This window comes from Bacillus sp. PK6-026, assembly GCF_054161455.1.
Genome location: NZ_CP096418.1, coordinates 3,036,281 through 3,059,790, shown reverse-complemented (window position 1 = coordinate 3,059,790; position 23,510 = coordinate 3,036,281). Strand labels below are relative to the sequence as shown.

Below are 23,510 nucleotides of genomic sequence, written 5' to 3'. Positions count from 1 at the left end.
TTATGCCCCCTCCACAAATTTGTATCCGACTCCCCAGACAGTTAGGATCCAGCGCGGCCGAGAGGGGGTTTCTTCAATTTTTTCCCTGATTCTCGCGACGAATACCCTTACTGTATGCGGATCACTATAATGCTCCCCCCATATAAATTGGATAATTTGATCGTGTGTAAATACTTGATGGGGATGTCTGCTAAGTAGAGATAATAAGTCAAATTCCTTTGAGGTGAGGGAAACTTTTCTTCCGTGTATATGTACTTCTCGGGATAAGTAATCAATTGTAAGGCCGTTGAATGAGTGTCCGGGTTTTTGCTGTCCGGAGCGCCGTCTCACTGCTTTGATTCTGGCTACAATCTCACCTGGTGTTGCCGTTTTTACAATATAATCATCACCCCCGACACTTAATCCCCTGATTTTATCGGTTGGATCCTCTTTGGCGCTTAAAAATAAGATAGGGACATCCTTTATGTCTCTCAGCTTCTTGCATATCGAAAAGCCTGATTCCCCCGGCATCATTACATCTAGCAAGATACAGTCGACCTCTTGTTTGTTGACAATGGAGAGGGCTTGTTCTCCATTAAATGCTGTTAGAACATTGTAATTCTCGATCTCCAGAAAGTCTTTCATCAGTTCAATAATTTCTGCATCATCATCGACGACTAAAATGGTTTCTTTCATTATCGCCATTCCTTTCTGTTTTGCTTCTGAATAACATTATGACGTTTTTTTGGTAATTGCGGAATATGTGTGAATAAATCTTGATATTTTATTGATATTTTATTAACGCCCTATTGAGTTTAGCTATTTAAAATGAAACTGAACTATAAAAAGAGGTGAAAAACATGAGAGCTTCAGTCCTGCAAACTAAAAAGTTATCAAAGTCATATGGAGAGGGAGCACATCAATTTTTTGCATTGAGAAATATTGATTTGGATATAAAAAAAGGTGAATTTACAGCCATTATGGGTCCTAGCGGCTCGGGAAAGTCTACGTTATTAAATATGCTGTCAGGGCTAGATAAACCAACTTCAGGAGAAGTCACACTAGACGGTATTCATTTATCTCATTGCAATGAGGCTCAAATTACACAACTCAGAAGAGATAATATCGGTTTTATTTTCCAAATGTTTAATTTGATTCCTGTTCTAACGGCGGAGGAGAATATAACGCTTCCTATACTCCTAGCTGGAAAGAAAGATAAATCGGTAAATAAAAAGGCAAATGATTTGCTGCAATTATTAGGGATTGGAAGACTCGCTTCTTCTTATCCGTCCCAGATGTCAGGGGGACAGCAGCAGCGGGTTGCAATTGCAAGAGCGCTTATTATGGAACCCAGTATCGTATTAGCAGATGAACCAACCGGAAGTCTTGATACAAAAACTGGTGATGCCATTTTGACAATTCTCCGCCACTTTTGCGATACGAAAAAACAATCGCTTATCATGGTGACGCATGATGCAAATGTGGCTTCACATGCACATCGGATTATATTTATGAAGGACGGGGAATTGGCGGGAGATATTCAGCTCACTGCGACTCCTAAAGTAAATTTAAGCCATATCACTAAAAGATTAGAGGATATATACGCATGAAATTAACTGCTCAATTGGCTTGGCGATTTTTGAAAGCAAGAAGAGCCAGGTCTATATTTGCTGTGATCGGTATTAGTCTTGGGGTTATGCTGCTCATTATTTCGCAAATCGTGATGACAACTTTAGAACAATCAAACGAAAAATCTGTGTTGGAAAAATACGGAGATTTTGATGTGGTTTCAGGTTATAACGGATCAACCAAAAAATTGAGTGCGAAAGATTTGCAAAAGATAGAGGGATTTCCAGATGTAGATCAAATAACCCCGATGTTATTTCCGTATGCAAGTGAAGATATGCCGGCTGCTGTTGCATCTCAGCCTGTTTATATAGGCTTTAAACATCACCAATTGGCTATGGAGCACCCGCTGGTTTCCATCGGTAAAGGTGGATTTCCGAAAGCTCAGGAAGTGGTAATCCCTGCTCGATATGCAAAAGCTAAGGGCTTGGATATTGATTCTGAAATTAGTTTCCCTTTTCCTCCAGGGGACGACGTAAAGGTACGAGTATCTGGTATTTTAAATGAAAGCGAGCAATTAAATAATATCGTCATTTTTGATTATGATTGGCTCGCAGCACAAACTCATAATGTAAATAAAGCAACGGCAGTCATGCTGAAATTAAATCAATCAGCTGATAAACAAAAAGTAATAGAGGATTTAAAGGAACATTTTGCAGACATATCCATTGATCAACGAAAGGCGATGACGACAGAGAAAGAACAACTGGGCGGGTTAAAACCGATTGTCAACGGTTTATCAATTACAGTCTTGTTAGGAAGCCTTTTAATCGTAGTCAGCACTTTGCAAATGTCGGTTCAAGAAAGACAAAAGGAATTAGCAACATTAAGACTTTTAGGCGGAAAGCCTGCCCAATTGTTTTATATGGTCATCTGGGAAGCTTTTCTGATAGGGACTATGGCTGCATTAATAGGAACGGTTACAGGTACTGTACTATGTTATGCCCTGACAAATATTGTTGAACAATTTATAGGCTATTCCATCCAATCAATATCAATCCCGGCAAAAAGTATAATCATTTCGTTTTTTGGAAGCATTCTTTTGACTGTCTTAGCAGCAACAATACCAGCTTTATCGACTAGCAGGCTTTCTCCTATCGCTGCATACAGCCAAAAAATCAGTAAAAGTAAAGCGGAATCAAAAGGAACCATTATCGGCCTGTCCATGATTTTGCTATTGCTGGCAGCTATGACATTTGCAGTGCATAAAAGCGGAGGAAGCGGCAGCTTCAGTATTCTGTTAGGGGTATCATTTGTACTCATTATGTTTGTGATGACTCCTGCAGTATTGAGGATCATTGTAACGGCACTAACTTTTCTCTTAAGGCCGTTTTATCAAATGGAAAGTATGATTGCCGGAAGAAATGCTCTGAAAAGAATGAGAAGAAGTCAGCAAATTGCCAGGGTATTAACGTTAGCAGTCATTGTTGGATTCGTTGGATATATGATTTTGCAAGCTGTTGTCAGTCAAACAGAAAAAACAATATCAAAACAATATCCGCTTGATTATGTCATACAGGCTACAGAAGCCTCGTATGAACCAGGTTTCTCTTCTTCAATTATAAAACAAATTGATCATATGAACGGAGTTGAAACAATCCCGGTTCAAACAAGTATATTAACACATACTTTGGATTTAGATATAAAAAAAGTAGATTCAAACTGGAACGGGCAATTTATGACCGTAAACGGAAAAAAAGAAGTTTTAACGAGTGTGGGTGGCCTGGATTTGGAAAAAGTACGCAACACTGCCCCTTTTGAAATTGTGAAAGGCCGAATTGATCACCTTAAAGATGATGAGGCCGTGATTACGAAACAATTCTCTGACGACATCGGGTTTCGAGTCGGAGATACAGTCACATTGGAACCAGATGAATTAAGTGAAGTTTCTGGCAAGAAGCCATTTACATTACGCATTGTCGGTGTGGTTGACGAAGTGCCTATTTTACCTGATGAAGATTTAAGATTCTTTACTAATGAGACTACGTTAAAAGAGTTATTTCATCTTCAAAAAACAGAACAAATATTTTTTAATATTAAGGACCAAAGTGAAAAAGGCCATATAAAGGCCAAAATTGAGAAACTGATGGAAAATCCCCAATATCAAGATGCTATTTTGTATGATAGAAAAGAAGAAATGGATAAATTTTATCAACAGTACAAACAGCGTATTGTATTATTGGGAAGCAGCGTGTTAATCATCACCTTAATTGCACTTGTTGGCTTAATGAATAGTATGGCAAGCAATTTAAGGGAAAGTAAAAAAGAGTTTGCGATGATGAGAGCCATAGGTGGAAAGCCGTGGCAAATCGTTCGACTCGCTTTATATGAAGGAATTGTTATTTCATTAGCTGGCTGTATAATGGGTTTAATTTCAAGCGTTATACTGGGGTATAATCTATTATCAGCTTTAGATGTAAAGAACCTCGAAATACCTTATGTGATAATTTTCATCATATTATTAATAAGTCCGTTACTGGGTATTCTATCTGCCCTTCCTTCTGCACTGTGGCTTTCAAAAAGTAACTTAGTAAAATCGGTGTTTGAAGATTAATTTTTAAGCATAACCGTTTCTAACGTGCTGGAAGAATGAAGCAGTGGATGTGTGATTTGCCGATATTCTCAACAGAAGGTTTAAGAATGTGTGTCTATTTGGGTTTTATTGTAAAAAGGCTGCTGAAAATCAACAGCAGCCTTTCGAGCATCATACCGGATCTTTCATATCCCATTTGACGGTCAATACAACTTTTCCGGCTCTTTTTTTCACTTGTTCATACGATTCGGCAATTTGTTCGTTCATCAGCTGGATTTGCTCGGCGATAAATCCGGCTTCTAGCTGAAAGCAGGGTTCCTTTTGATATTTGAGGCGGTTTGAGACCAGCGGGCCTTCGAGCTCAAACTCAAGCTCCTGTTTTTTTGAATGGGCGATCGTAAGCGTTCCCCAGCCTGCATCCAGAAAGAAAGCGGGAAGATCCTCCCTGGATTCAAGCGGGAACTTGCGGGCGAGCTTTTTTCCCGCCCAGTACATCATATCTGCGTAGTCTTGTCCCAGCATATCGGGAAGCAGCACTTCCCTGATCAACTCATAGCCATATGCGGAGACTTCCAGCTCTTTTAATTGCGCTAAGTTTGCTTCATATTTGTTCATATCCAATGTCTCCCCTCTTTTCTCCGTTTATTATAGCTTAAATGGGGTGAAAGATTACAGCGGGGACATGCAATTAGGAAGAAAAAAATCTGATATATTTATATTTTGATAAAATAAAATTTTCTAAAATATGATTAAATTTTAGAAAATTTCAATTTATGTACGCGTTTTCTTGACGCCTATTTCTCATAGGAGTAAAATGAAATTGTCATAAAAACTTAACAAAGTGCGATATTTGAAACAGGACGGGGGATAGGAGACCTTTCATTTTTACTGCACTTTTCAACTAGGGGGTAAAGCAATGGCCGGGAACAGAGAGTTTGTTTATCGAAGACTGCATTCTTTACTTGGCGTCATACCGGTAGGCATATTTTTAATCCAGCATTTGGTTGTCAACCATTTTGCGGCAAGCGGAGAGGAGGCGTTTAATAACGCCGCTCACTTTATGGAAAACCTGCCGTTCAGGTACGTCTTGGAAATCTTCGTGATTTTCCTTCCGCTGATTTATCATGCTGTTTATGGAGTATACATAGCTTTTACAGCGAAAAACAATGCGAACAGATTCGGCTTTTTTAGAAACTGGATGTTCGTTCTGCAGCGGATTACAGGAATCGTTACCTTGATTTTTGTCAGCTGGCACGTGTGGCAAACACGGATTGCCGCCCAAATGGGGGCAGAAGTAAACTTTGACATGATGGCTGATATTTTGAGCTCCCCGATCATGCTCGGCTTTTACATTGTAGGTGTCCTCTCAACAATCTTCCACTTTTCAAACGGTTTATGGTCGTTTGCTGTCACTTGGGGAATCACCGTTTCTCCTCGCTCACAGCGAATCGCCACGTTTGTGACAATGGGAGTCTTTGTTGTGTTGTCCTATGTAGGGCTGAGAGCGATTTTGGCATTTGTGTAAAAGAACTAGATTACTAGAGGGAGTGGGGCAGGCATGAGCAATTCAAGCATCATCGTTGTCGGCGGAGGACTTGCGGGTCTGATGGCGACCATTAAAGCTGCGGAAGCAGGAACAAATGTAAAACTATTTTCGATCGTTCCCGTTAAGCGCTCACATTCCGTATGTGCGCAGGGCGGAATCAACGGAGCGGTCAATACAAAAGGTGAAGGCGACTCCCCTTGGGAGCATTTTGACGATACCGTTTACGGAGGCGACTTTCTGGCCAACCAGCCGCCGGTCAAAGCGATGTGTGATGCGGCGCCGTCGATTATTCATTTGCTTGACCGCATGGGCGTCATGTTTAACAGAACACCTGAAGGGCTGCTTGACTTCCGGCGCTTCGGGGGAACTCAGCATCACAGAACGGCATATGCGGGGGCGACGACCGGACAGCAGCTCTTGTACGCGCTGGATGAGCAGGTTCGCCGCTTTGAAGTAGAAGGGCTTGTTTCGAAATATGAAGGCTGGGAGTTTCTCGGAGCCGTTCTTGATGATGACAATGCGTGCCGGGGCATCGTCGCCCAAAATCTGACGACGATGGAAATCGAGTCGTTCCGTTCAGACGCAGTCATCATGGCGACCGGGGGACCGGGCATCATCTTTGGAAAATCGACGAACTCGATGATCAATACCGGATCAGCCGCTTCGATCGTTTACCAGCAGGGCGCTTACTATGCGAACGGAGAATTCATCCAGATCCACCCGACCGCCATTCCGGGAGACGACAAGCTCCGTCTGATGAGCGAATCGGCGCGCGGTGAAGGCGGACGAGTCTGGACGTATAAAGACGGCAAGCCTTGGTATTTCCTCGAAGAGAAATATCCGGCATACGGAAACCTTGTGCCGCGGGATATTGCGACGCGTGAAATATTTGATGTATGCGTCAGACAAAAGCTCGGCATCAACGGCGAAAACATGGTATATCTCGATCTTTCCCACAAAGATCCGAAGGAATTGGACATCAAGTTGGGCGGAATCATTGAAATCTATGAAAAATTCATGGGTGACGATCCGCGCAAGCTGCCGATGAAGATTTTCCCTGCAGTCCACTACTCAATGGGCGGACTCTGGGTCGACTACAATCAGATGACCAACATTCCAGGACTGTTTGCCGCAGGGGAATGCGATTATTCAATGCACGGCGGAAACCGCCTGGGCGCGAACTCGCTCTTGTCAGCCATTTACGGCGGCATGGTGGCAGGTCCGAAAGCCGTTGAATATATTCAAGGTCTTGAAACATCCGCAGAAGATCTGTCTTCTTCCGTTTTCGACAGCTGCGTCAAAAAGGAAGAAGAAAAGTGGGCTGACATTATGAAAATGGACGGCAATGAAAATGCATATGTCCTTCATAAAGAGCTCGGCGAATGGATGACAGATAACGTGACGGTTGTGCGCCACAATGACAAGCTGCTGAAAACGGATGAAAAAATCCAAGAGCTTGCCGAGCGCTACCAAAACATCAATATCAACGATACGGCAAAATGGAGCAACCAGGGCGCCGTATTCACACGCCAGCTGCACAACATGCTGCAATTGGCACGGGTGATCACGCTCGGTGCATACAACCGGAATGAGAGCCGCGGCGCCCATTATAAACCGGATTTCCCTGAACGTAATGACGAGGAATGGCTGAAAACAACAATGGCGAAACATGCAGGCGATTTTGAAGCCCCGAAATTCCATTATGAGGATGTCGATGTTTCATTAATCGCACCGCGTAAACGGGATTACTCGAAGAAAAAGGTGGCGAAATCATGAGTGAAAATAAGACAATCAAGTTTATCATCACTCGTCAGGATACATCGGATTCTAGTCCTTACCAGGAAGAGTTTGAAATTCCATACCGTCCGAATATGAACGTCATTTCCGCTTTGATGGAAATCAGAAGGAACCCGGTAAATACGAAAGGGGAAAAAACGTCGCCGATTGCTTGGGATATGAACTGTCTCGAGGAAGTGTGCGGCGCTTGCTCGATGGTGATCAACGGCAAGCCGAGACAGTCCTGTACAGCCCTGATCGACCAGCTTGAGCAGCCGATCCGCCTTGAACCGATGAAAACATTCCCGGTTGTCCGCGACCTTCAAGTGGACCGGAGCCGCATGTTTGATTCATTGAAGAAAGTCAAAGCATGGGTACCGATCGACGGCACATATGACCTCGGACCGGGACCGAGAATGCCGGAAAGAAGACGGCAGTGGGCGTATGAGCTGTCAAAATGCATGACTTGCGGCGTATGTCTTGAAGCTTGTCCAAACGTGAACGATAAAACAAACTTTATGGGGCCTGCACCGCTCTCGCAAGTCCGCTTATTCAATAGCCATCCGACAGGAGCGATGAACAAATCGGAACGGCTTGAAGCGATTATGGGAGACGGCGGACTGGCCGAATGCGGAAATTCACAAAACTGCGTGCAGTCATGTCCGAAAGGCATCCCGCTCACAACCTCAATCGCTGCATTAAACAGGGATACAACCGTTCAGGCGTTTAAAAACTTCTTCGGAAGCGACAACACGGAATAACACGAAAAAACGCACCTCTTCAAGCCGAAGAGGTGTTTTTATGACCAAAGGGGATGAAAAACAATGAAGCTGCCGGGATATATTGAAGAACCGTTTGACACATGGTGTCAGTCATTTTCTTTTTTTGATGAAGTATCCGTCCGTTTTTCAGAAACGGACATGTTCGGTCATATGAACAATGTCACACCGTTTGTCTATTTCGAGGAAGCGAGGATTTCCTATTTCAAGCACCTGGGCGTCATGGACCGCCTTTCAGACGGGAAGAGCGCGTCCATTCCCGTCGTGGCGAGCCAGCAATGCGATTATTTTCAGCAGGTCATCCTTCATGAACATTTGAAAATCGGCGTCAAAACAGCATCTGTCGGCAACGCTTCCCTCACCCTCCACTATGCGGCGAAAAATGGGGAAGGTGACCTTTGCTTTACAGGGGTGGCGGTTATGGTGCAAATTGCGAAAGATACGGGTAAACCGGTGAAATGGACAGATGAACAAAAAGCAAAACTGCTTGGCAATCACTCATTTCCTGAGAAATAATTGAGAGGTAGAGGAAAATGAAAAAAGCGATGATCATCGGCGCGAGTTCCGGAATTGGCAAGGCGCTTGCCAAGCAGCTGTCAGCCGCAGGAGTTGAGGTCGGTCTTGCTGCAAGAAGGTATGAACTGCTAGCCAAATTGCGCGACGACCTCCCTGGACCTTCATACATTAAAAAGATCGATACAGCCGACAGCGAACGCTCGCCTATACTGTTGAAAGAACTGCTTGATGAGATGAATTGGGCAGATGCAGTCTTCATCTGTTCAGGTGTTGGATATTTGGAAAGCGAAATGGATTGGAGCAAAGAAAAGGAAACGATCGATGTCAATATGACAGGATTTGTGTCCTGCTCGAACGTGTTGATGGAGCATTTTATCAAAAATGGGAAAGGGCATTTAGTCGGCATTTCATCCATTGCCGCGCTGAGAGGAAACGGAGGGGCCGTCACCTACGCCGCTTCAAAAGCATTCGTTTCTAATTACTTAAAAGGGCTCCGTCAAAAAGTGAAAAAACTTGGGTATGATGAAATCGTGGTCACCGAAATTCAGCCGGGCTTTGTGGACACGGCTCTTGCAAAAGGTGATCACCTGTTTTGGACGGCTTCGCCCGAAAAAGCGGCTGCACAAATCATCAGTGTTGTGCAGAAAAAGAAAACGCACGCATATATTACGAAAAGATGGCGGCTGATCGCCTGGATTTTAAAATGTCTTCCTTAGAAGTTCAGCCCTGAAACGATGCCTGTGTCATGATCTGAAAAATAGGTGTTTGAGGGAACCCTTTTCTCCGTCAGAAACGTCACCGACCTTGCGTATGTTTCATATGATATCACGACTATATCGAAACCCATTCGTTTCAGATCAGCTCTCACCTTAGCAAGGAGGGTTACAATACTTGAAGGAGAAAGAGTTTCAATCAAAGCCGCTGCTAACAAAAAGAGAAAGAGAAGTGTTCGAATTGCTCGTTCAAGACAAGACAACAAAGGAAATCGCAAGCGAGCTCTTTATAAGTGAAAAGACTGTACGTAATCACATTTCCAATGCGATGCAAAAATTGGGAGTGAAAGGCCGTTCGCAAGCTGTTGTTGAACTTCTTCGAATGGGTGAGCTAGAGCTCTAAATTGAGCCGGTGTTCCTTCTTGTAACAAGAAGGGAACCGGTTATTTGTTTTGAGGTGCAATTTGTATATTCATGTTGAAGTCTTGCAATTTGTGTAGAAAAGAAGGAAAATAGACTCAAGTGTTTTGAAAACAAAACAACGAGTCGAGCGAGGTAGAGAAAATGAATTCGAATGCTTCTTTGAATCACATAGCGGATATTGAAAAATCACTCCGCCATATTGCGGGCATCATCAAACAAAAAGGAAGAGAAATTCTCACCCAATATACGATTACCCCTCCCCAGTTTGTCGGTCTTCAATGGCTGTATGAATACGGGGATATGACGATCGGCGAGTTATCACAAAAGATGTACCTGGCGTGCAGCACCACGACGGATTTAATTGACCGAATGGAGAAAAACAACCTCGTTGAACGGGTGAAAGATCCGTCCGACAGGCGCGTAGTCCGCATTCATCTTCTCTCGGAAGGAGAGCGGATCATCCAGGAGGTCATTCAAAAAAGGCAGGACTATTTGGAAGACATGTTAGAGGCGTTTTCCGAGGAAGAAACAGCCGCATTTGAAAAATTATTAATTAAACTTCAGCAGGAAATGAACAGAAAATGAGGCGATTTTGTTGGATCAACCGATAGGAGTCATCGATTCGGGAGTCGGCGGTTTAACCGTTGCAAAAGAAATCATGAGGCAGCTGCCGAAAGAAAAAATTATATATCTTGGAGATACGAAAAGGTGTCCGTACGGACCCCGGGACAGAAAAGAAGTCCTGTCATATACATGGGAAATGACAAATTATTTGTTATCCCGCCACCATATTAAAATGCTCGTGATCGCCTGCAATACAGCGACGGCCATCGCACTTGAAGAAATCAGCAGAGAAGTAGCGATCCCGGTCATCGGCGTTGTGCAGCCCGGAGCCAGAACCGCGATTAAAGTGACGGAGAACCAGCGGATCGGCGTGATCGGAACAGAAAACACGATCAAAAGCGGCGCATATGAAGAAGCGCTTCTTTCGCTGAACGGAGATTTAACGGTAGAAAATCTGGCTTGCCCGATGTTTGTCCCGTTTGTGGAAAGCGGTAAATTTTTGGATGAGACGGCTGATGAAATCGTCAGGTCGTCACTGCACCCGCTCAGGGATTCATCAATCGATACACTGATTCTCGGATGCACGCATTATCCGATTTTAAAAGAGCCGATTCAGCGCTATATGGGAGAGCGCGTCAACATCATTTCCTCCGGAGATGAAACGGCCAGGGAAGTCAGCACGATCTTGTCATACAACGGTTTATTAAGCAAAACGGGTGAACCGCCGGAACACTTGTTTTTAACAACCGGGGAGCGCGCCCGCTTCACAAAAATTGCAAATGATTGGTTTGGATACGAAGTGAAAAATGTGGAAAGCATTTCTCTTCAGGAAACCGCTATAAAATAAAGCTGCCGCACAAGCAAACGGCAGCTTTTTTCATGAGCCTTTTCTTTAAAAGAAAAGGTTTTTTGTATTCAGAGGGATTTTTTTAAAAAGCGGTCTAATTCAAAAACGGGCTCGTATACATAATAGTACAAACTGCCTTAGGAGGGAAAAGTATGCTGAAAAAAGGAATGAAAGGAATCGCGGTTTCGGTTACGGCCTCCGCGCTGCTTCTTTCCGGGTGCGGAATATTTCAGTCAGATCAAGCCTCAGAGGAGATAGATCCGCCGCAGGACATCACATATGTAAAAGAGGAGAAGGAGCAAGACAAAACAGACAAAACCAAAGATAAAACAGAAGACAAAGGCAGCAAAACGACAAGCGACGATAAAGCGGCTCAAACAAGCGATACGGTCATGAGAGAGCTTTATCTCATTGATAAGAACGGCTATGTGACAGCGCAGACGCTGCCGCTGCCAAAGCAGGAAGGTACGGCTAAACAAGCGCTTGAATACCTCGTTGAAGGCGGCCCTGTTTCAAACATCATGCCAAACGGATTCAGAGCCGTGCTGCCGGCGGATACAGCGGTCAATGTTGATATTAAAGAAGACGGAACAGCGATCGCTGACTTTTCAAATGAATTTAAAAACTATAAAGCTGAAGACGAGCAAAAAATCGTACAGGCGATTACATGGACGTTAACACAGTTTAACTCGATTGATAAAGTGAAGATCCGCATGAACGGCCATGATTTGAAAGAAATGCCTGTTAACGGCACGCCGATTTCAGAAGAACTCAGCCGCGAGGACGGCATCAACCTCGATACGGCGGGTGTGACCGATATAACAGCGACACAGCCGGTCACCGTCTATTATTTGGCTGAATCGGACAAAGGCACATACTATGTTCCTGTAACGAAACGGACGTCTGCAAAAGAAAAAGACCAGGTGACGGCGGCGATTAAAGAGCTGACGGAAGGACCGGGCAATAAAAGCGGCCTGCTTTCCGATTTCCAGGGCGATGTCAAGCTTGAAAACGAGCCGAAGATTGAAGACGGCCATGTGACTCTCGACTTTAACGAAGCGATCTACGGGAGCGCCGACGGCGAGAAGAAAGTGATATCGGATGAAGTGTTAAATAGTATTGTGCTGACATTAACCGAACTGCCTGATGTGAAAAGTGTGTCGGTTACTGTGAACGGAAAATCCGAGCTCGTCAATGAAAAAGGAGAAAAGCTTTCCAAGCCGGTTTCAAGACCGAGCAAGGTGAACACAGGTAGTTTTTAAGCAGAGATTTTTGATATACTATAAAAAAAGAGGTAAGCGATTAAAGCTGCCTCTTTCTTTATTCAGCTTTTTGGAAGAGCAGAATGATTGTGAAAGGTTTATGTACATACAATCGGAGGTAAAAAATGAGATACGATGGAAGAGAAAACAATGAACTGCGCCCTGTCACAATGGACCTCGACTTCATTACGCATCCCGAGGGATCGGTCCTGATCACAGTCGGCGGGACAAAGGTGATATGCAACGCGTCTGTGGAAGACCGCGTACCGCCCTTTTTGAGAGGAGAAGGGAAGGGCTGGATCACCGCGGAATACAGCATGCTGCCGCGGGCCACGAACCAAAGGACGATCAGAGAATCGTCAAAAGGGAAAATCTCCGGGCGGACGATGGAAATTCAACGGCTGATCGGACGAGCTTTGCGGGCGGTCGTTGATTTGGAAAAGCTCGGTGAGCGGACGATCTGGATCGACTGCGACGTCATTCAGGCTGACGGAGGCACAAGAACCGCGTCGATCACCGGAGCATTTACAGCCATGGCGCTTGCCGTCGGAAGACTTGTCGAAAAAGGCACACTGAAGGCGATGCCGATCACTGACTTTTTGGCTGCCACTTCAGTGGGAATCGATAAGGAAAAAGGATTAATCCTTGATTTGAACTACCAGGAAGATTCTGCGGCAGAGGTGGATATGAACGTCGTCATGACAGGCGAAGGCCGCTTTGTCGAACTTCAGGGAACAGGAGAGGAAGCGACATTCTCAAGAAGTGAATTGGACGGGCTTTTAGAACTGGCTGAAAAAGGGATCGCCGAACTCATCGAAAAGCAGAAAGAAGTGCTCGGCGACGTTGCATCAGCCATTCAACAATAACATGAGAAAGGCTTGATACACGATGAAAGAAGTCATCATTGCCACGAAAAACGAAGGAAAAGTCAGGGAATTCAAAGCGATGCTCGAACCAAGAGGCTACGATGTCAAATCTCTACTGGACATCGGCTATACGCCCGAAATCGAAGAAACCGGGCAGACGTTTGAAGAAAACGCGGTGATTAAAGCGGAAACGATTTCGAAAGAAACCGGCAAAATCGTAATTGCCGATGACTCAGGCCTGTCTGTCGACTACCTCGGCGGCAGCCCCGGCGTATACTCGGCCCGCTATGCAGGAGAAGAGAAAAACGATCTCGCCAACCTGAAAAAGCTATTGAAAGAGCTTGAAGGGGTGGAAAAAGAAGACCGCTCCGCGAGGTTCAGATGCGCGCTCGCATTATGCATTCCAGGACAGGAAACGAAAACGGTCGAAGGTTCTGTGGAAGGATACATTACCGAAGAACCGCGCGGCACAAACGGCTTCGGCTACGACCCGGTTTTTCTCGTCAAAGACAAAGATCAAACGATGGCCGAGCTCTCAAGCGGCGAAAAGAACAAAATCAGCCACAGAGCGGAAGCACTGAAAAAACTGTCCGCTCTCTTGGACCAAGCGTAAAGGAGGAGGGCCGATCATGAAGGTTCTGATTGTCAGCGACAGCCACGGCCTTGAAGACGAACTGGAAATGATCGCTGAGCGGCACGGGAAGGAAACAGATCTCATCATCCATTGCGGGGATTCCGAATTGGATCCTTCCCATCCCGCGCTTTCCTCTTACTTAACGGTAAAAGGAAACTGCGATTTTTACGGGGAGTTTAAAGACGAAATTGTCGTTCCCGTCGGATCAAAAAAGCTTTTTTTCACACACGGGCATTTATACGGCATTAAACAGTCGCTTTTAAATGTATACTACCGCGCTGAAGAACTCGGCGCCGACATCATCTGTTTCGGCCATTCCCACATCGCGGGAAGTGAACTGATGGACGGAAAACTGCTGATCAACCCCGGCAGCATCCGCCTTCCGCGGGTGCGGAAAGAAAAAACTTATGCTATACTGAACATTGACAAAGACAATGCAACGGTCCGCTTTTACGACTTGGACGGCCGGGAAGTCGAAAGCCTGACGAACCATATCCAACTGCCAGCACATTCATGAGGAAGAATTTTTTTCTTCCTCGTGAAGAAAAAAATTCTAAAAAGTTGTTGACTTTATGTCCCGATCCACATATAATAAATCTTGTCGCTGATAGTTAAAGCGAAACAAAACAACATCATGTCCCAGTAGCTCAGCAGGATAGAGCAACGGCCTTCTAAGCCGTCGGTCGGGAGTTCGAATCTCTCCTGGGACGTCTCTGGAAAAAGCCTCAAACTTCTTGGTATACAAGGGTTTGAGGCTTTTTTATTTTGCCAGAAACTTTGTTCTATTTTAGGAGCGGATTTATAGGAAATAACAGGAGATGATATTAAAAAAAAACAAATATTGACGATAATATTTAGTGACATTAAATCGTTAGGAGAGAGAGAGTTGAAAAAGAAAATATTTTTGCTTTTGATCATTTTAGTTGCCTCCGTTTTCCCTGGTAATGTACGGGTAGAGGCAGAACAAGCATCTACAACGAAAGAGTGGATACCACAAGCTTATCTTCCAGATAAAATAACTGCTGCTGCTGTAGCAGCAGTAGACAGAAAAATTTATGTAATCGGTGGTACAAGCAGTGGGAGATCTATAAATACCACTTATGTTTATGATCAAGATAGTAAGAAATGGACTGAGAAAGCAAGCATACCTTTAACGGTGTCTGCAGCCTCTGTAGCTGTAGTTGGGAAGAAAATTTATGTAATTGGAGGAACCTCAGGTAGTACTTATCGAAAGTCAGTTCAGATATATGATACACAAAATGATACATGGGAAAAAGGAATAGATATACCTACAGAAAGGTTAATTTTTTCCACTGCCTCTGTTGTAGACAATAGAATCTATGTAATGGGTGGAAACAATGCTGAAAGTTTATCTGCGAATTATTGTTATGATACAGAGACTAAAACTTGGACAAAGAAAAAAGACTTGCCCATTCCTTCGTCAGGGGCAACATCCCAGACAATTGATGGGAAAATTTATTTGATAGGTGGTGCGGATACAAGTATTGTTACACAACCAAAAATAAATGATTCTATTTATGAATACGATCCTAAGAGAGACATATGGTTAAAAAAACAAAATCTAATTATAGGAACACAATATCTTACTTCAACAGTTTTAAATGGGAAAATTTACATTATGGGAGGAAAAACAAACAAAAACGAGCCAACTACCAAAGTTCAGGTGTACAACCCTAAAGACGATTCAATATCAGATTTTCAACCTTTTAAAATTCCTAGATTAGCAGCGGGGGCAGCTACAATAGGAGAAAATCTTTATATAATTGGTGGACAATCAACAACGAATAATATAGTAATACAAGAAAATGGAATATACAACTCTGTACAAATGTATTCTGTTGAAACTCTTGATGATTCTACAGGAAATGGAGAAGATCCACAAACATCAGATGAACCGACTCAAGACATAAAAGGTAAACGAGCAATTCTAGTTGTAACTATGGTATCTGGTCTCGAAAAAGAGTTTGATCTATCGATGGAAGAGGTTAATGATTTTATTTCGTGGTACGATCAGAAAGCTGCTGGTACAGGCCCTGCGAGGTATGTAATTGATAAGCATGAAAATAACATAGGACCGTTTGATAACAGGAAAGACCATGTTATCTTTGGTAATATTCTTACGTTTGAAGTAAATGAGTATTCATCTAAAAAAGCTGAATAAAAACTGATGAAAATCTCTTTTTAATGAAGCTGTCCAAAAAAGTATCAGTCGTATAAAGATGAAGCCCTTTACCTGCCCGTAGAGGCTAACTACTAAGACCAACTGCATCATGAAATTTTATAAAAGGTGTCTCCTTTTTTGAATTATTATAGGGGAAATCGGAAATCGATGTTCCTTCTGTCCATGGGGCCATCGGCCTTCCGTCGGTCGGGAGTTCGAATCTCTCCTAAGACGTCACTGAAAATAAGCCTCAAACTTCTTGGTATACAAGGGTTTGAGGCTTTTGATATTGTAAAGCAACAACACCCTAAAAATTTCCTTTCATCATTTCGAACAAAATGAAAAAGATAAAGGGTGTGATCAATTTTAAGGAGGATGTTGTCATGACAAAACAACAGCAAAACCAGCAGCAAAAACAAAAGCAACAAAAACAAAAGCATGAGCAGCTGCTCGGAGTGAACATCACGGATACCGAACTTGCTCAGGAATTCGGAAATATCCAGCAGCAGCTTGCCCAGCTGGAGCAAACTGTTAATCAAATGGGGTCACAGCATCAGGGCCAAAGCGGCCAGCAGAGCTCTCAATTGAGCCAGGGAATCAATCAGCTGAAGCAGCAAATTCAGCAATTCAGCTCCCAATCTCAGCAGCAAATGCAGCAGACGGATCAGCAAATTCAGCAAAGCATTCAGCAGGCTGTTCAGCAGCTGAATCAGGCTCTTCAAGGAATCCAGACAAACCAGGCCATGAACCAAATGAGCCAGGCACTTCAGCAGGCGCAGCAATCATTTAACCAGCAAGGACAGCAAGGTCAACAGGGTCAGCAAAACCAACAAAACCAGCAGCACAATCAAAATTTCCAGCAGCCCCTCCAATAAAAAAGCTTAAAAGAGCCGTTTAGCACGGCTCTTTTTTATATCGGTCATTCCTCGTTTTGATCCTTTTCGTCATGGGTTGGATGCGCCCCGGGGTACTGTCGCGGCATTCCTTGGTGGAGGTTGCGGAATTCATATGTGAAATTGCTGTAGTACTGCTGACCTTCCTTCCATGGCGTGTTTTTGTTTTCAACAGGCTTGTCTTTGCCCTGGGCAGCTCCATACGCTCCTTCAGGAAATTCTTCTGCCGTTAAAAAGTTTCTTTGTGTTTCAACGTTTGACAGTTCTTTTTTGTCGTCCATCAGATCACCCCTGTTTTAGTTTTATTGTTGCCATGAAAAAGAAGAGCTATGTGTTTTCGTTTTGTGCAGTAGGATTCATTTTAAGAACGGGAGAAGATGCTCATTTTCTGCCGAGAGTACAACGGGCAAATGCGCCGATCGCAACGAAAAGCACAGAAAAAACCTTTCGGATGTTATGGTATTTTATGGTTTATTGGTTCTTTTCTCCTCAGCATTTAAGAATGGTTCTTCTATCTTAATACCCGTCTATTCTCGCTTTTTGTTATACATCTCAATTCAGCAATGGTTTAATCTGTTTTTCAGATTGATGTAAATGGGGCATTGGTTGTAAAATTTACCATGTAGAAAATCTTACAACGTTCGTTCTGCTTTTATTTTAGAAAGGGAGCTGAAGAAAGATGCAAACGCTAGAAAAAATGGAGCAAACAAATGTTCAGACGGCGAGAGATTATGTGACAAAAGCATACGAGACAGTGCGGCAGCGAAATCTTCACGAAAGCGAATTTCTTCAAGCTGTAAAAGAAATTTTCGATTCCCTCGTCCCTGTATTGGCAAGACATCCAAAGTATATCGAACACCGCATTCTTGAAAGGATTGCAGAGCCTGAACGGATGATCACCTTCAGGGTGCCGTGGGTCGATGATGAAGGCAATATCCAGGTTAACAGGGGATACCGGGTTCAATTTAACAGCGCAATCGGTCCGTATAAAGGCGGCATCCGTTTTCATCCTTCTGTAAATGCGAGCATTATTAAATTTTTGGGCTTCGAACAAATTTTTAAAAATTCTTTGACCGGCCAGCCAATCGGCGGCGGAAAAGGCGGGGCTGATTTTGATCCGAAGGGCAAGTCTGACAGGGAGATCATGAGTTTTACGCAAAGCTTCATGAATGAACTGTACAGACATATCGGACCGGACACGGATATCCCTGCCGGTGATATTGGTGTCGGAGCTAGGGAAGTCGGGTTTATGTTCGGACAGTATAAAAAGATTCGGGGCCGCTATGATGCAGGTGTGTTAACAGGCAAAGGCCTTGAATACGGGGGCAGTTTGACGAGGAAAGAAGCGACAGGGTACGGTCTGGTTTATTTCGTAGAAGAAATGCTGAAGGATCAGGGGCTGCGTTTTGAAAACAGCACCGTTGTCGTCTCCGGTTCAGGCAATGTCGCGCTGTATGCGATGGAAAAAGCCGCTCAATTCGGCGGAAAAGTAGTGGCCTGCAGTGATTCTGACGGCTATGTCTATGACGAAAAAGGCATCAGCCTTGAGACGGTGAAGCGGCTTAAAGAAAGCGGGAACGGAAGGATTCGCGAGTATGTCAGCGAGCATCCGGAAGCACACTATTTCGAAGGATGCTCCGGCATTTGGTCTATTCCGTGCGATATCGCGCTTCCGTGCGCGACCCAGAACGAAATTGACGAAGAGGCTGCCGGAGTGCTCATTTCAAATGGGGTCAAAGCCGTCGGAGAAGGGGCGAATATGCCGTCTGAAGAGGGCGCCGTCAAACGCTTTTTGGATGCGGGGGTTCTTTTCGGGCCGGCTAAGGCTGCAAATGCCGGCGGTGTGGCCGTTTCAGCGCTCGAAATGGCGCAGAACAGCGCACGGCTCCACTGGACGGCGGAAGAAACGGATGAGAAGCTCAGAATGATCATGACCGATATTTACAAGAGAAGCGTTGAAGCGGCTTCAGAATACGGACGTCCCGGCAATCTGCTTGACGGCTGCAATATAGCCGGATTTATTAAAGTGGCGGATGCGATGATCGCTCAGGGAGTCGTTTAACCGTAAAAAGAGAGAGCAAAATGCTCTCTCTTTTTTGTGCTTTGTTAATCTTCTCTGAATCCACCGGTAAAGCCGTGCACAGCGGGAACGGAAATTCCCGGATAGCTGATGCTGAATCCGAGAGTCGGAGTGGTGAACACTCCGCCGTACGGATAATAGGTATAGGGCCCGTGTGCTGAAGGATTATAGACATAAGTAGTCGGATAACCGAAGTATCCCGGGTATTGGCGCACGCGGGGATCAGAGTATGGAGGAAAGGTGCGGTACATCATATTCACCCGTTTCTATTTGGATTAACAGCAGTTTATGTAAAAAATCGTAAAATGGAGTCTGTACACAAATGTGGTAAAAAATCTAACCTTCCGGGATGAAATTTCAAAAAGTTGTCAGTCATAAAATCTAACAAAACTGTATAAAACACCAGTTTTTTTATGTAATCTTTATAGATTGCATAAAAAATTTCAAATTGTTTTTCAATTTTGCATTTCCTTTTATATCAATCATGTAAGCGTATACAAGTAGATTGATTAATCGAAATTGTCTAATAATTTTAAAAAATACGGTTGACACTGCATGTAAAGGGGCGTAATATGAGTTCAAACAAAAGAACAAATCACTTGAAAACTTTTCATCTTTCCCGGGAATGACAGCGGGAAAACGGGTTCCCGCATCATCGATTTTTAACCGTTTAAAGCGTTCATTTACAACAGAAAGGTGTGCTAGAGGGATGGGGGACCAGAAAGACCAGTGGATCTTCCTAAACGACAAACTCGTTAAAAAAGAAGACGCTAAAATATCAGTCTATGATCACGGATTTTTATACGGGGACGGCGTGTTTGAAGGGATCAGGGTATACGACGGCAACATCTTCAGAATGAAAGAGCACATGGACCGCCTCTACGATTCTGCGAGATCGATCATGCTGGAGATTCCATATCAGCAGGAAGAACTGACACAGCACGTTCTCAAAACAGTCGAAAAAAACGGGCTTAAAGACGCTTACATCCGCTTGGTCGTTTCAAGAGGAGCAGGTGACCTCGGACTCGATCCAAACAATTGTTCACACCCGAGTGTCATTATAATTGTCGAACCATTGGCAATATTCCCGAAACACTTATATGAAACGGGAATTGACATCGTTACGGTTCCGACAAGAAGAAACAGACCTGATGTGCTGAGCCCTAAAGTGAAATCGCTGAACTATTTAAACAATATTCTTGTCCGGATCGAGGCGCACATGGCGGGCGTGACAGAAGCGCTCATGCTCAATGATCAAGGCTATGTCGCCGAAGGTTCTGCGGATAACGTATTTATTTATAAAAGCGGAAAGCTTTTGACGCCTCCGGGCTATATCGGAGCGCTTGAAGGAATCACTCGGAATGCCATTATCGAAATAGCGCAGGAGCTCGGCTATGAAGTGAAGGAGGAGCCGTTTACCCGCCATGACGTATACACAGCCGACGAAGTGTTTTTAACCGGAACGGCTGCAGAAGTCATCGCGGTCGTTAAAGTTGACGGCCGCAAGATCGGGGACGGCAAACCGGGAGTCCACACAAACCGGATGCTTGAAAAGTTCCGCGAGCGCGTCGTCCGTGAAGGGATAAAAGTCAGCCTCGAAGATCAAAGCTTAAGTGTCAGTTGAATAAAGACAAACGTTGAAGAGGATAAGTAACAGCGGAAACGCCGCCTGCAGAGAGCCGGGATTGCTGGAAACCGGTGACGGCCTCCGCTTGTGAACTCCCCTCTGAGTGTCAGCCTGAACGACTTCCAAGTTTAGTAAGGCTGGCCGGGTGAACGTCACGAAGGTTCACTCGTTATTAAACCGGATAAGCGATTATCCATAAGGCGGCTTTCGAAAGCCGCGAACAAGGGTGGTACCGCGGAAAGAAAAGCCTTTTCGCCCCTTTGGCCTGCAAGGTGTGCAGCGTCAACAGTGGGCGGGAAGGCTTTTTTTAGCTGCAAAAGCAGATTGGAAACATGCTTTGCGGCATATATACATGAATTATTTTTAAAAAACCACGTGAATGAACAGTGATGATGATCACTTGATAAGGAGGAAGAAAAATGGGGACGAATGTACAGTTGGATGCTGAAAATGCCCAATGTACACAAACAATGGCAGGGGCGTCAATGCTGATTGAGGCTTTAAAAAAGGAAAATGTCGAAGTGATCTACGGGTATCCCGGCGGTGCGGTCCTGTCGATTTATGACAAACTCTACGGATCGGGGATGTTTCATGTACTAACGCGCCATGAACAAGGCGCTATCCACGCAGCCGAAGGATATGCGAGGATTTCGGGGAAACCGGGTGTCGTCATCGCCACATCCGGTCCGGGAGCGACCAACCTTGTAACGGGTCTGGCCGACGCGATGATCGATTCATTGCCTCTCGTCGTATTCACCGGTCAGGTTGCGACCTCGGTTATCGGATCTGACGCATTTCAAGAAGCTGATGTCATCGGAATTACGATGCCGATTACAAAGCACAGCTACCAGGTTCGCCATGCAGAAGATCTGCCGAGAATTATTAAAGAAGCATTTCATATCGCAACAACAGGAAGACCGGGCCCCGTTTTAATCGATATTCCTAAAGACATCGCCGTTGTAGAAGGAGAATTCCGCTACGACCATGAGATTCACCTTCCTGGCTATCAGCCGACGAAGGAACCGAATTATCTGCAGATCAGAAAGCTTGTGGAAGCGGTCAGTGCAGCGAAAAAGCCGGTAATTTTAGCGGGCGCGGGCGTATTGCACGGGAAAGCGTCAGAAGAATTAAAAAATTATGTCGAACAGCAGCAAATTCCGGTGGCGCATACGCTGTTAGGCTTGGGAGGATTTCCAGCCGACCATCCGCTTTTCCTCGGGATGGCCGGAATGCACGGAACGTATGCGGCCAACATGGCTCTGTATGAAAGCGATCTGTTAATCAGCATCGGTGCGAGATTCGATGATCGGGTCACAGGGAACTTGAAGCATTTTGCAAAATATGCGAAAGTCGCTCACATTGACATCGATCCGGCTGAAATTGGCAAAATCGTTCATACGCACATTCCGGTTGTCGGCGACAGCAAGCTTGTACTGACAGAGCTGATCAAGCAAAACGGCAAACCGAGCGCTTCCGATGAATGGAAAAAGCAGCTTGCGGACTGGAAAAACGAATATCCGCTCTGGTATGAAGAGAATGAAGCAGAAGGATTCAAACCGCAGAAGCTGATCGAATATATCCACCGCTATACAAAAGGCGAAGCTATTTTAACGACGGACGTCGGACAGCATCAAATGTGGGCCGCGCAATTTTATCAGTTCCAAAAAGCCGACAGGTGGGTCACTTCCGGCGGGCTCGGCACGATGGGCTTCGGACTTCCGGCGGCAATCGGGGCACAGCTTGCGGATAAGGATGCGACAGTTGTATCGATACTCGGCGACGGAGGATTCCAGATGACACTGCAGGAGCTGTCCGTCATTCGCGATCTGAACCTTCCGATCAAAGTCGTGGTCTTAAACAACCGCTGCCTCGGAATGGTCCGGCAATGGCAGGAGATCTTTTACGATGAGCGCTATTCACACTCCAAGTTCGCATCACAGCCTGATTTTATCAAGCTGTCTGAAGCATACGGCATCAAAGGTGTCCGAATCACATCTGAAAAAGAAGCGGAAGAAAAGCTGGAAGCGGCGCTAACGTCGAATGAACCGGTGGTCATCGATGTTCAGGTTGCACAAGCTGAAAAAGTATTTCCAATGGTTGCGCCTGGAAAAGGGCTGCACGAAATGGTGGGGGTGAAACCTTGAAAAGAATCATCACGCTGACGGTTTTGAATCAAAGCGGCGTCTTAAACAGAATTACAGGGTTGTTTACAAAACGGCATTACAACATTGAAAGCATTACCGTCGGCCACACCGAAACAGCGGGGATTTCCAGGATCACGTTTGTCGTGCATGTGGCAGATGAAAAAGAAACGGAACAGCTGACAAAACAATTAAACAAACAGATTGATGTACTGAAAGTCACGGATATTACAAATCAATCGATCGTCCAAAGAGAGCTGGCATTAATCAGGGTGGTTTCCCCTCCGTCGAGCAGGGCGGAAATAAACGGCGTCATTGAACCGTTTCGGGCGACTGTCGTCGATGTCGCAAAAGACAGCGTCGTGATTCAAGTGACGGGGGAATCAAGCAAGATCGAAGCCCTGATCGAACTGTTGAAACCATACGGGATTAAAGAGGTTGCCAGAACAGGCACCACGGCCTTTGCGAGGGGAACCCAGCAAAAGCCGTCCTCTATTAAAACAATATCAATTGTATAAAACAT

General features: G+C 44.7%; 24 protein-coding genes, 1 tRNA gene and 1 other annotated feature. Of the genes, 21 read left to right on the top strand and 4 right to left on the bottom strand.

What is annotated here, in order from left to right; genetic code table 11:
• The gene (locus M1D59_RS15575) at positions 1 to 675 is read right to left on the bottom strand and encodes a response regulator transcription factor (RefSeq protein ID WP_105980114.1); all 675 of its coding nucleotides are present in this window, start codon (positions 673 to 675) and stop codon (positions 1 to 3) included.
• 164 nt (positions 676 to 839) lie between these two features.
• Between M1D59_RS15575 and M1D59_RS15570 the strand changes: the two genes are divergently transcribed.
• Together M1D59_RS15570 and M1D59_RS15565 are read left to right on the top strand one after the other, a co-directional pair.
• Positions 840 to 1,589, top strand: a complete 750-nt coding sequence (locus M1D59_RS15570) for an ABC transporter ATP-binding protein (RefSeq protein ID WP_458117513.1) — start codon at positions 840 to 842, stop codon at positions 1,587 to 1,589.
• Positions 1,586 to 4,159 (top strand): ABC transporter permease, encoded by a 2,574-nt coding sequence (locus tag M1D59_RS15565; protein ID WP_458117512.1) that lies wholly within the window; start codon positions 1,586 to 1,588, stop codon positions 4,157 to 4,159. The genes M1D59_RS15570 and M1D59_RS15565 overlap by 4 nt, the downstream gene beginning before the upstream one ends.
• A gap of 150 nt (positions 4,160 to 4,309) precedes the next feature.
• Here M1D59_RS15565 and M1D59_RS15560 read toward each other — a convergent pair whose 3' ends face one another.
• The gene (locus tag M1D59_RS15560) at positions 4,310 to 4,753 is read right to left on the bottom strand and encodes a YslB family protein (protein WP_144498754.1); all 444 of its coding nucleotides are present in this window, start codon (positions 4,751 to 4,753) and stop codon (positions 4,310 to 4,312) included.
• 301 nt (positions 4,754 to 5,054) lie between these two features.
• Here M1D59_RS15560 and M1D59_RS15555 point away from each other — a divergent pair, with 301 nt between their 5' ends.
• From M1D59_RS15555 to M1D59_RS15485, 15 genes are all read left to right on the top strand, one after another.
• Complete coding sequence (locus M1D59_RS15555) at positions 5,055 to 5,663, top strand: succinate dehydrogenase cytochrome b558 subunit (protein WP_023855447.1); 609 nt, start codon at positions 5,055 to 5,057, stop codon at positions 5,661 to 5,663.
• A gap of 33 nt (positions 5,664 to 5,696) precedes the next feature.
• Entirely contained in the window at positions 5,697 to 7,460 is a 1,764-nt protein-coding gene (gene sdhA / locus M1D59_RS15550) for a succinate dehydrogenase flavoprotein subunit (RefSeq protein WP_020452492.1), read from the top strand.
• Positions 7,457 to 8,221 carry a succinate dehydrogenase iron-sulfur subunit gene (gene sdhB, locus M1D59_RS15545; RefSeq protein ID WP_020452491.1) on the top strand — a complete coding sequence of 255 codons (765 nt, stop codon included), beginning with the start codon at positions 7,457 to 7,459 and terminating at the stop codon, positions 8,219 to 8,221. The genes sdhA and sdhB overlap by 4 nt, the downstream gene beginning before the upstream one ends.
• A 63-nt stretch (positions 8,222 to 8,284) precedes the next feature.
• On the top strand, positions 8,285 to 8,755 hold the full coding sequence (locus M1D59_RS15540; RefSeq protein WP_026579117.1) for an acyl-CoA thioesterase: 471 nt from the start codon (positions 8,285 to 8,287) through the stop codon (positions 8,753 to 8,755).
• Between the two features lie 17 nt (positions 8,756 to 8,772).
• Complete coding sequence (locus tag M1D59_RS15535) at positions 8,773 to 9,471, top strand: SDR family NAD(P)-dependent oxidoreductase (protein WP_123032342.1); 699 nt, start codon at positions 8,773 to 8,775, stop codon at positions 9,469 to 9,471.
• A gap of 175 nt (positions 9,472 to 9,646) precedes the next feature.
• Positions 9,647 to 9,871, top strand: a complete 225-nt coding sequence (gene gerE, locus M1D59_RS15530; protein ID WP_003184172.1) for a spore germination transcription factor GerE — start codon at positions 9,647 to 9,649, stop codon at positions 9,869 to 9,871.
• 161 nt (positions 9,872 to 10,032) lie between these two features.
• A complete protein-coding gene (locus M1D59_RS15525) occupies positions 10,033 to 10,476 on the top strand; it encodes a MarR family winged helix-turn-helix transcriptional regulator (RefSeq protein ID WP_003184148.1) in 444 nt (147 codons plus the stop codon).
• Between the two features lie 7 nt (positions 10,477 to 10,483).
• Positions 10,484 to 11,302, top strand: coding sequence for a glutamate racemase (gene racE / locus M1D59_RS15520; protein ID WP_020452488.1), 819 nt, complete (start codon positions 10,484 to 10,486; stop codon positions 11,300 to 11,302).
• A gap of 152 nt (positions 11,303 to 11,454) precedes the next feature.
• Positions 11,455 to 12,564, top strand: coding sequence for a GerMN domain-containing protein (locus M1D59_RS15515; RefSeq protein ID WP_023855442.1), 1,110 nt, complete (start codon positions 11,455 to 11,457; stop codon positions 12,562 to 12,564).
• A 125-nt stretch (positions 12,565 to 12,689) separates the two neighbouring features.
• Positions 12,690 to 13,430 (top strand): ribonuclease PH, encoded by a 741-nt coding sequence (gene rph / locus M1D59_RS15510; protein WP_020452486.1) that lies wholly within the window; start codon positions 12,690 to 12,692, stop codon positions 13,428 to 13,430.
• A 22-nt stretch (positions 13,431 to 13,452) separates the two neighbouring features.
• Positions 13,453 to 14,043 carry an XTP/dITP diphosphatase gene (locus M1D59_RS15505; RefSeq protein WP_020452485.1) on the top strand — a complete coding sequence of 197 codons (591 nt, stop codon included), beginning with the start codon at positions 13,453 to 13,455 and terminating at the stop codon, positions 14,041 to 14,043.
• A gap of 16 nt (positions 14,044 to 14,059) precedes the next feature.
• A complete protein-coding gene (locus tag M1D59_RS15500; RefSeq protein ID WP_023855441.1) occupies positions 14,060 to 14,581 on the top strand; it encodes a YfcE family phosphodiesterase in 522 nt (173 codons plus the stop codon).
• 119 nt (positions 14,582 to 14,700) lie between these two features.
• Positions 14,701 to 14,774 (top strand) — tRNA-Arg (locus M1D59_RS15495).
• A 176-nt stretch (positions 14,775 to 14,950) separates the two neighbouring features.
• Complete coding sequence (locus M1D59_RS15490) at positions 14,951 to 16,246, top strand: Kelch repeat-containing protein (RefSeq protein ID WP_145654322.1); 1,296 nt, start codon at positions 14,951 to 14,953, stop codon at positions 16,244 to 16,246.
• A 383-nt stretch (positions 16,247 to 16,629) separates the two neighbouring features.
• Positions 16,630 to 17,121: a hypothetical protein gene (locus M1D59_RS15485; RefSeq protein ID WP_458117511.1), complete on the top strand. Its 492-nt coding sequence runs from the start codon at positions 16,630 to 16,632 to the stop codon at positions 17,119 to 17,121.
• 44 nt (positions 17,122 to 17,165) lie between these two features.
• Here M1D59_RS15485 and M1D59_RS15480 read toward each other — a convergent pair whose 3' ends face one another.
• Positions 17,166 to 17,420: a hypothetical protein gene (locus tag M1D59_RS15480; RefSeq protein ID WP_020452482.1), complete on the bottom strand. Its 255-nt coding sequence runs from the start codon at positions 17,418 to 17,420 to the stop codon at positions 17,166 to 17,168.
• Between the two features lie 398 nt (positions 17,421 to 17,818).
• Between M1D59_RS15480 and gdhA the strand changes: the two genes are divergently transcribed.
• Positions 17,819 to 19,201 (top strand): NADP-specific glutamate dehydrogenase, encoded by a 1,383-nt coding sequence (gene gdhA / locus M1D59_RS15475; RefSeq protein ID WP_103750219.1) that lies wholly within the window; start codon positions 17,819 to 17,821, stop codon positions 19,199 to 19,201.
• A gap of 44 nt (positions 19,202 to 19,245) precedes the next feature.
• Here the strand turns inward: gdhA and M1D59_RS15470 are convergent, their stop codons facing one another.
• Entirely contained in the window at positions 19,246 to 19,470 is a 225-nt protein-coding gene (locus tag M1D59_RS15470) for a hypothetical protein (protein WP_081691800.1), read from the bottom strand.
• Between the two features lie 458 nt (positions 19,471 to 19,928).
• Here M1D59_RS15470 and ilvE point away from each other — a divergent pair, with 458 nt between their 5' ends.
• From ilvE to ilvN, 3 genes are all read left to right on the top strand, one after another.
• Entirely contained in the window at positions 19,929 to 20,843 is a 915-nt protein-coding gene (ilvE, locus tag M1D59_RS15465; protein ID WP_023855438.1) for a branched-chain-amino-acid transaminase, read from the top strand.
• A gap of 4 nt (positions 20,844 to 20,847) precedes the next feature.
• Positions 20,848 to 21,109 (top strand) — a binding site (T-box leader).
• Positions 21,110 to 21,265: 156 nt separating this feature from the next.
• Positions 21,266 to 22,990 carry an acetolactate synthase large subunit gene (ilvB, locus tag M1D59_RS15460; protein WP_079289276.1) on the top strand — a complete coding sequence of 575 codons (1,725 nt, stop codon included), beginning with the start codon at positions 21,266 to 21,268 and terminating at the stop codon, positions 22,988 to 22,990.
• Positions 22,987 to 23,505 carry an acetolactate synthase small subunit gene (gene ilvN / locus M1D59_RS15455; protein ID WP_020452477.1) on the top strand — a complete coding sequence of 173 codons (519 nt, stop codon included), beginning with the start codon at positions 22,987 to 22,989 and terminating at the stop codon, positions 23,503 to 23,505. Before ilvB ends, ilvN begins: the two co-directional genes overlap by 4 nt.
• Positions 23,506 to 23,510: the final 5 nt, after the last annotated feature.

Bases quoted from the DNA above. Each gene is read 5' to 3' on its own strand.
- M1D59_RS15575 (WP_105980114.1), bottom strand. From the start codon at position 675: ATGAAAGAAACCATTTTAGTCGTCGATGATGATGCAGAAATTATTGAA.
- M1D59_RS15570 (WP_458117513.1), top strand. From the start codon at position 840: ATGAGAGCTTCAGTCCTGCAAACTAAAAAGTTATCAAAGTCATATGGA.
- M1D59_RS15565 (WP_458117512.1), top strand. From the start codon at position 1,586: ATGAAATTAACTGCTCAATTGGCTTGGCGATTTTTGAAAGCAAGAAGA.
- M1D59_RS15560 (WP_144498754.1), bottom strand. From the start codon at position 4,753: ATGAACAAATATGAAGCAAACTTAGCGCAATTAAAAGAGCTGGAAGTC.
- M1D59_RS15555 (WP_023855447.1), top strand. From the start codon at position 5,055: ATGGCCGGGAACAGAGAGTTTGTTTATCGAAGACTGCATTCTTTACTT.
- sdhA (WP_020452492.1), top strand. From the start codon at position 5,697: ATGAGCAATTCAAGCATCATCGTTGTCGGCGGAGGACTTGCGGGTCTG.
- sdhB (WP_020452491.1), top strand. From the start codon at position 7,457: ATGAGTGAAAATAAGACAATCAAGTTTATCATCACTCGTCAGGATACA.
- M1D59_RS15540 (WP_026579117.1), top strand. From the start codon at position 8,285: ATGAAGCTGCCGGGATATATTGAAGAACCGTTTGACACATGGTGTCAG.
- M1D59_RS15535 (WP_123032342.1), top strand. From the start codon at position 8,773: ATGAAAAAAGCGATGATCATCGGCGCGAGTTCCGGAATTGGCAAGGCG.
- M1D59_RS15525 (WP_003184148.1), top strand. From the start codon at position 10,033: ATGAATTCGAATGCTTCTTTGAATCACATAGCGGATATTGAAAAATCA.
- M1D59_RS15515 (WP_023855442.1), top strand. From the start codon at position 11,455: ATGCTGAAAAAAGGAATGAAAGGAATCGCGGTTTCGGTTACGGCCTCC.
- rph (WP_020452486.1), top strand. From the start codon at position 12,690: ATGAGATACGATGGAAGAGAAAACAATGAACTGCGCCCTGTCACAATG.
- M1D59_RS15505 (WP_020452485.1), top strand. From the start codon at position 13,453: ATGAAAGAAGTCATCATTGCCACGAAAAACGAAGGAAAAGTCAGGGAA.
- M1D59_RS15500 (WP_023855441.1), top strand. From the start codon at position 14,060: ATGAAGGTTCTGATTGTCAGCGACAGCCACGGCCTTGAAGACGAACTG.
- M1D59_RS15485 (WP_458117511.1), top strand. From the start codon at position 16,630: ATGACAAAACAACAGCAAAACCAGCAGCAAAAACAAAAGCAACAAAAA.
- M1D59_RS15480 (WP_020452482.1), bottom strand. From the start codon at position 17,420: ATGGACGACAAAAAAGAACTGTCAAACGTTGAAACACAAAGAAACTTT.
- gdhA (WP_103750219.1), top strand. From the start codon at position 17,819: ATGCAAACGCTAGAAAAAATGGAGCAAACAAATGTTCAGACGGCGAGA.
- M1D59_RS15470 (WP_081691800.1), bottom strand. From the start codon at position 19,470: ATGTACCGCACCTTTCCTCCATACTCTGATCCCCGCGTGCGCCAATAC.
- ilvE (WP_023855438.1), top strand. From the start codon at position 19,929: ATGGGGGACCAGAAAGACCAGTGGATCTTCCTAAACGACAAACTCGTT.
- ilvB (WP_079289276.1), top strand. From the start codon at position 21,266: ATGGGGACGAATGTACAGTTGGATGCTGAAAATGCCCAATGTACACAA.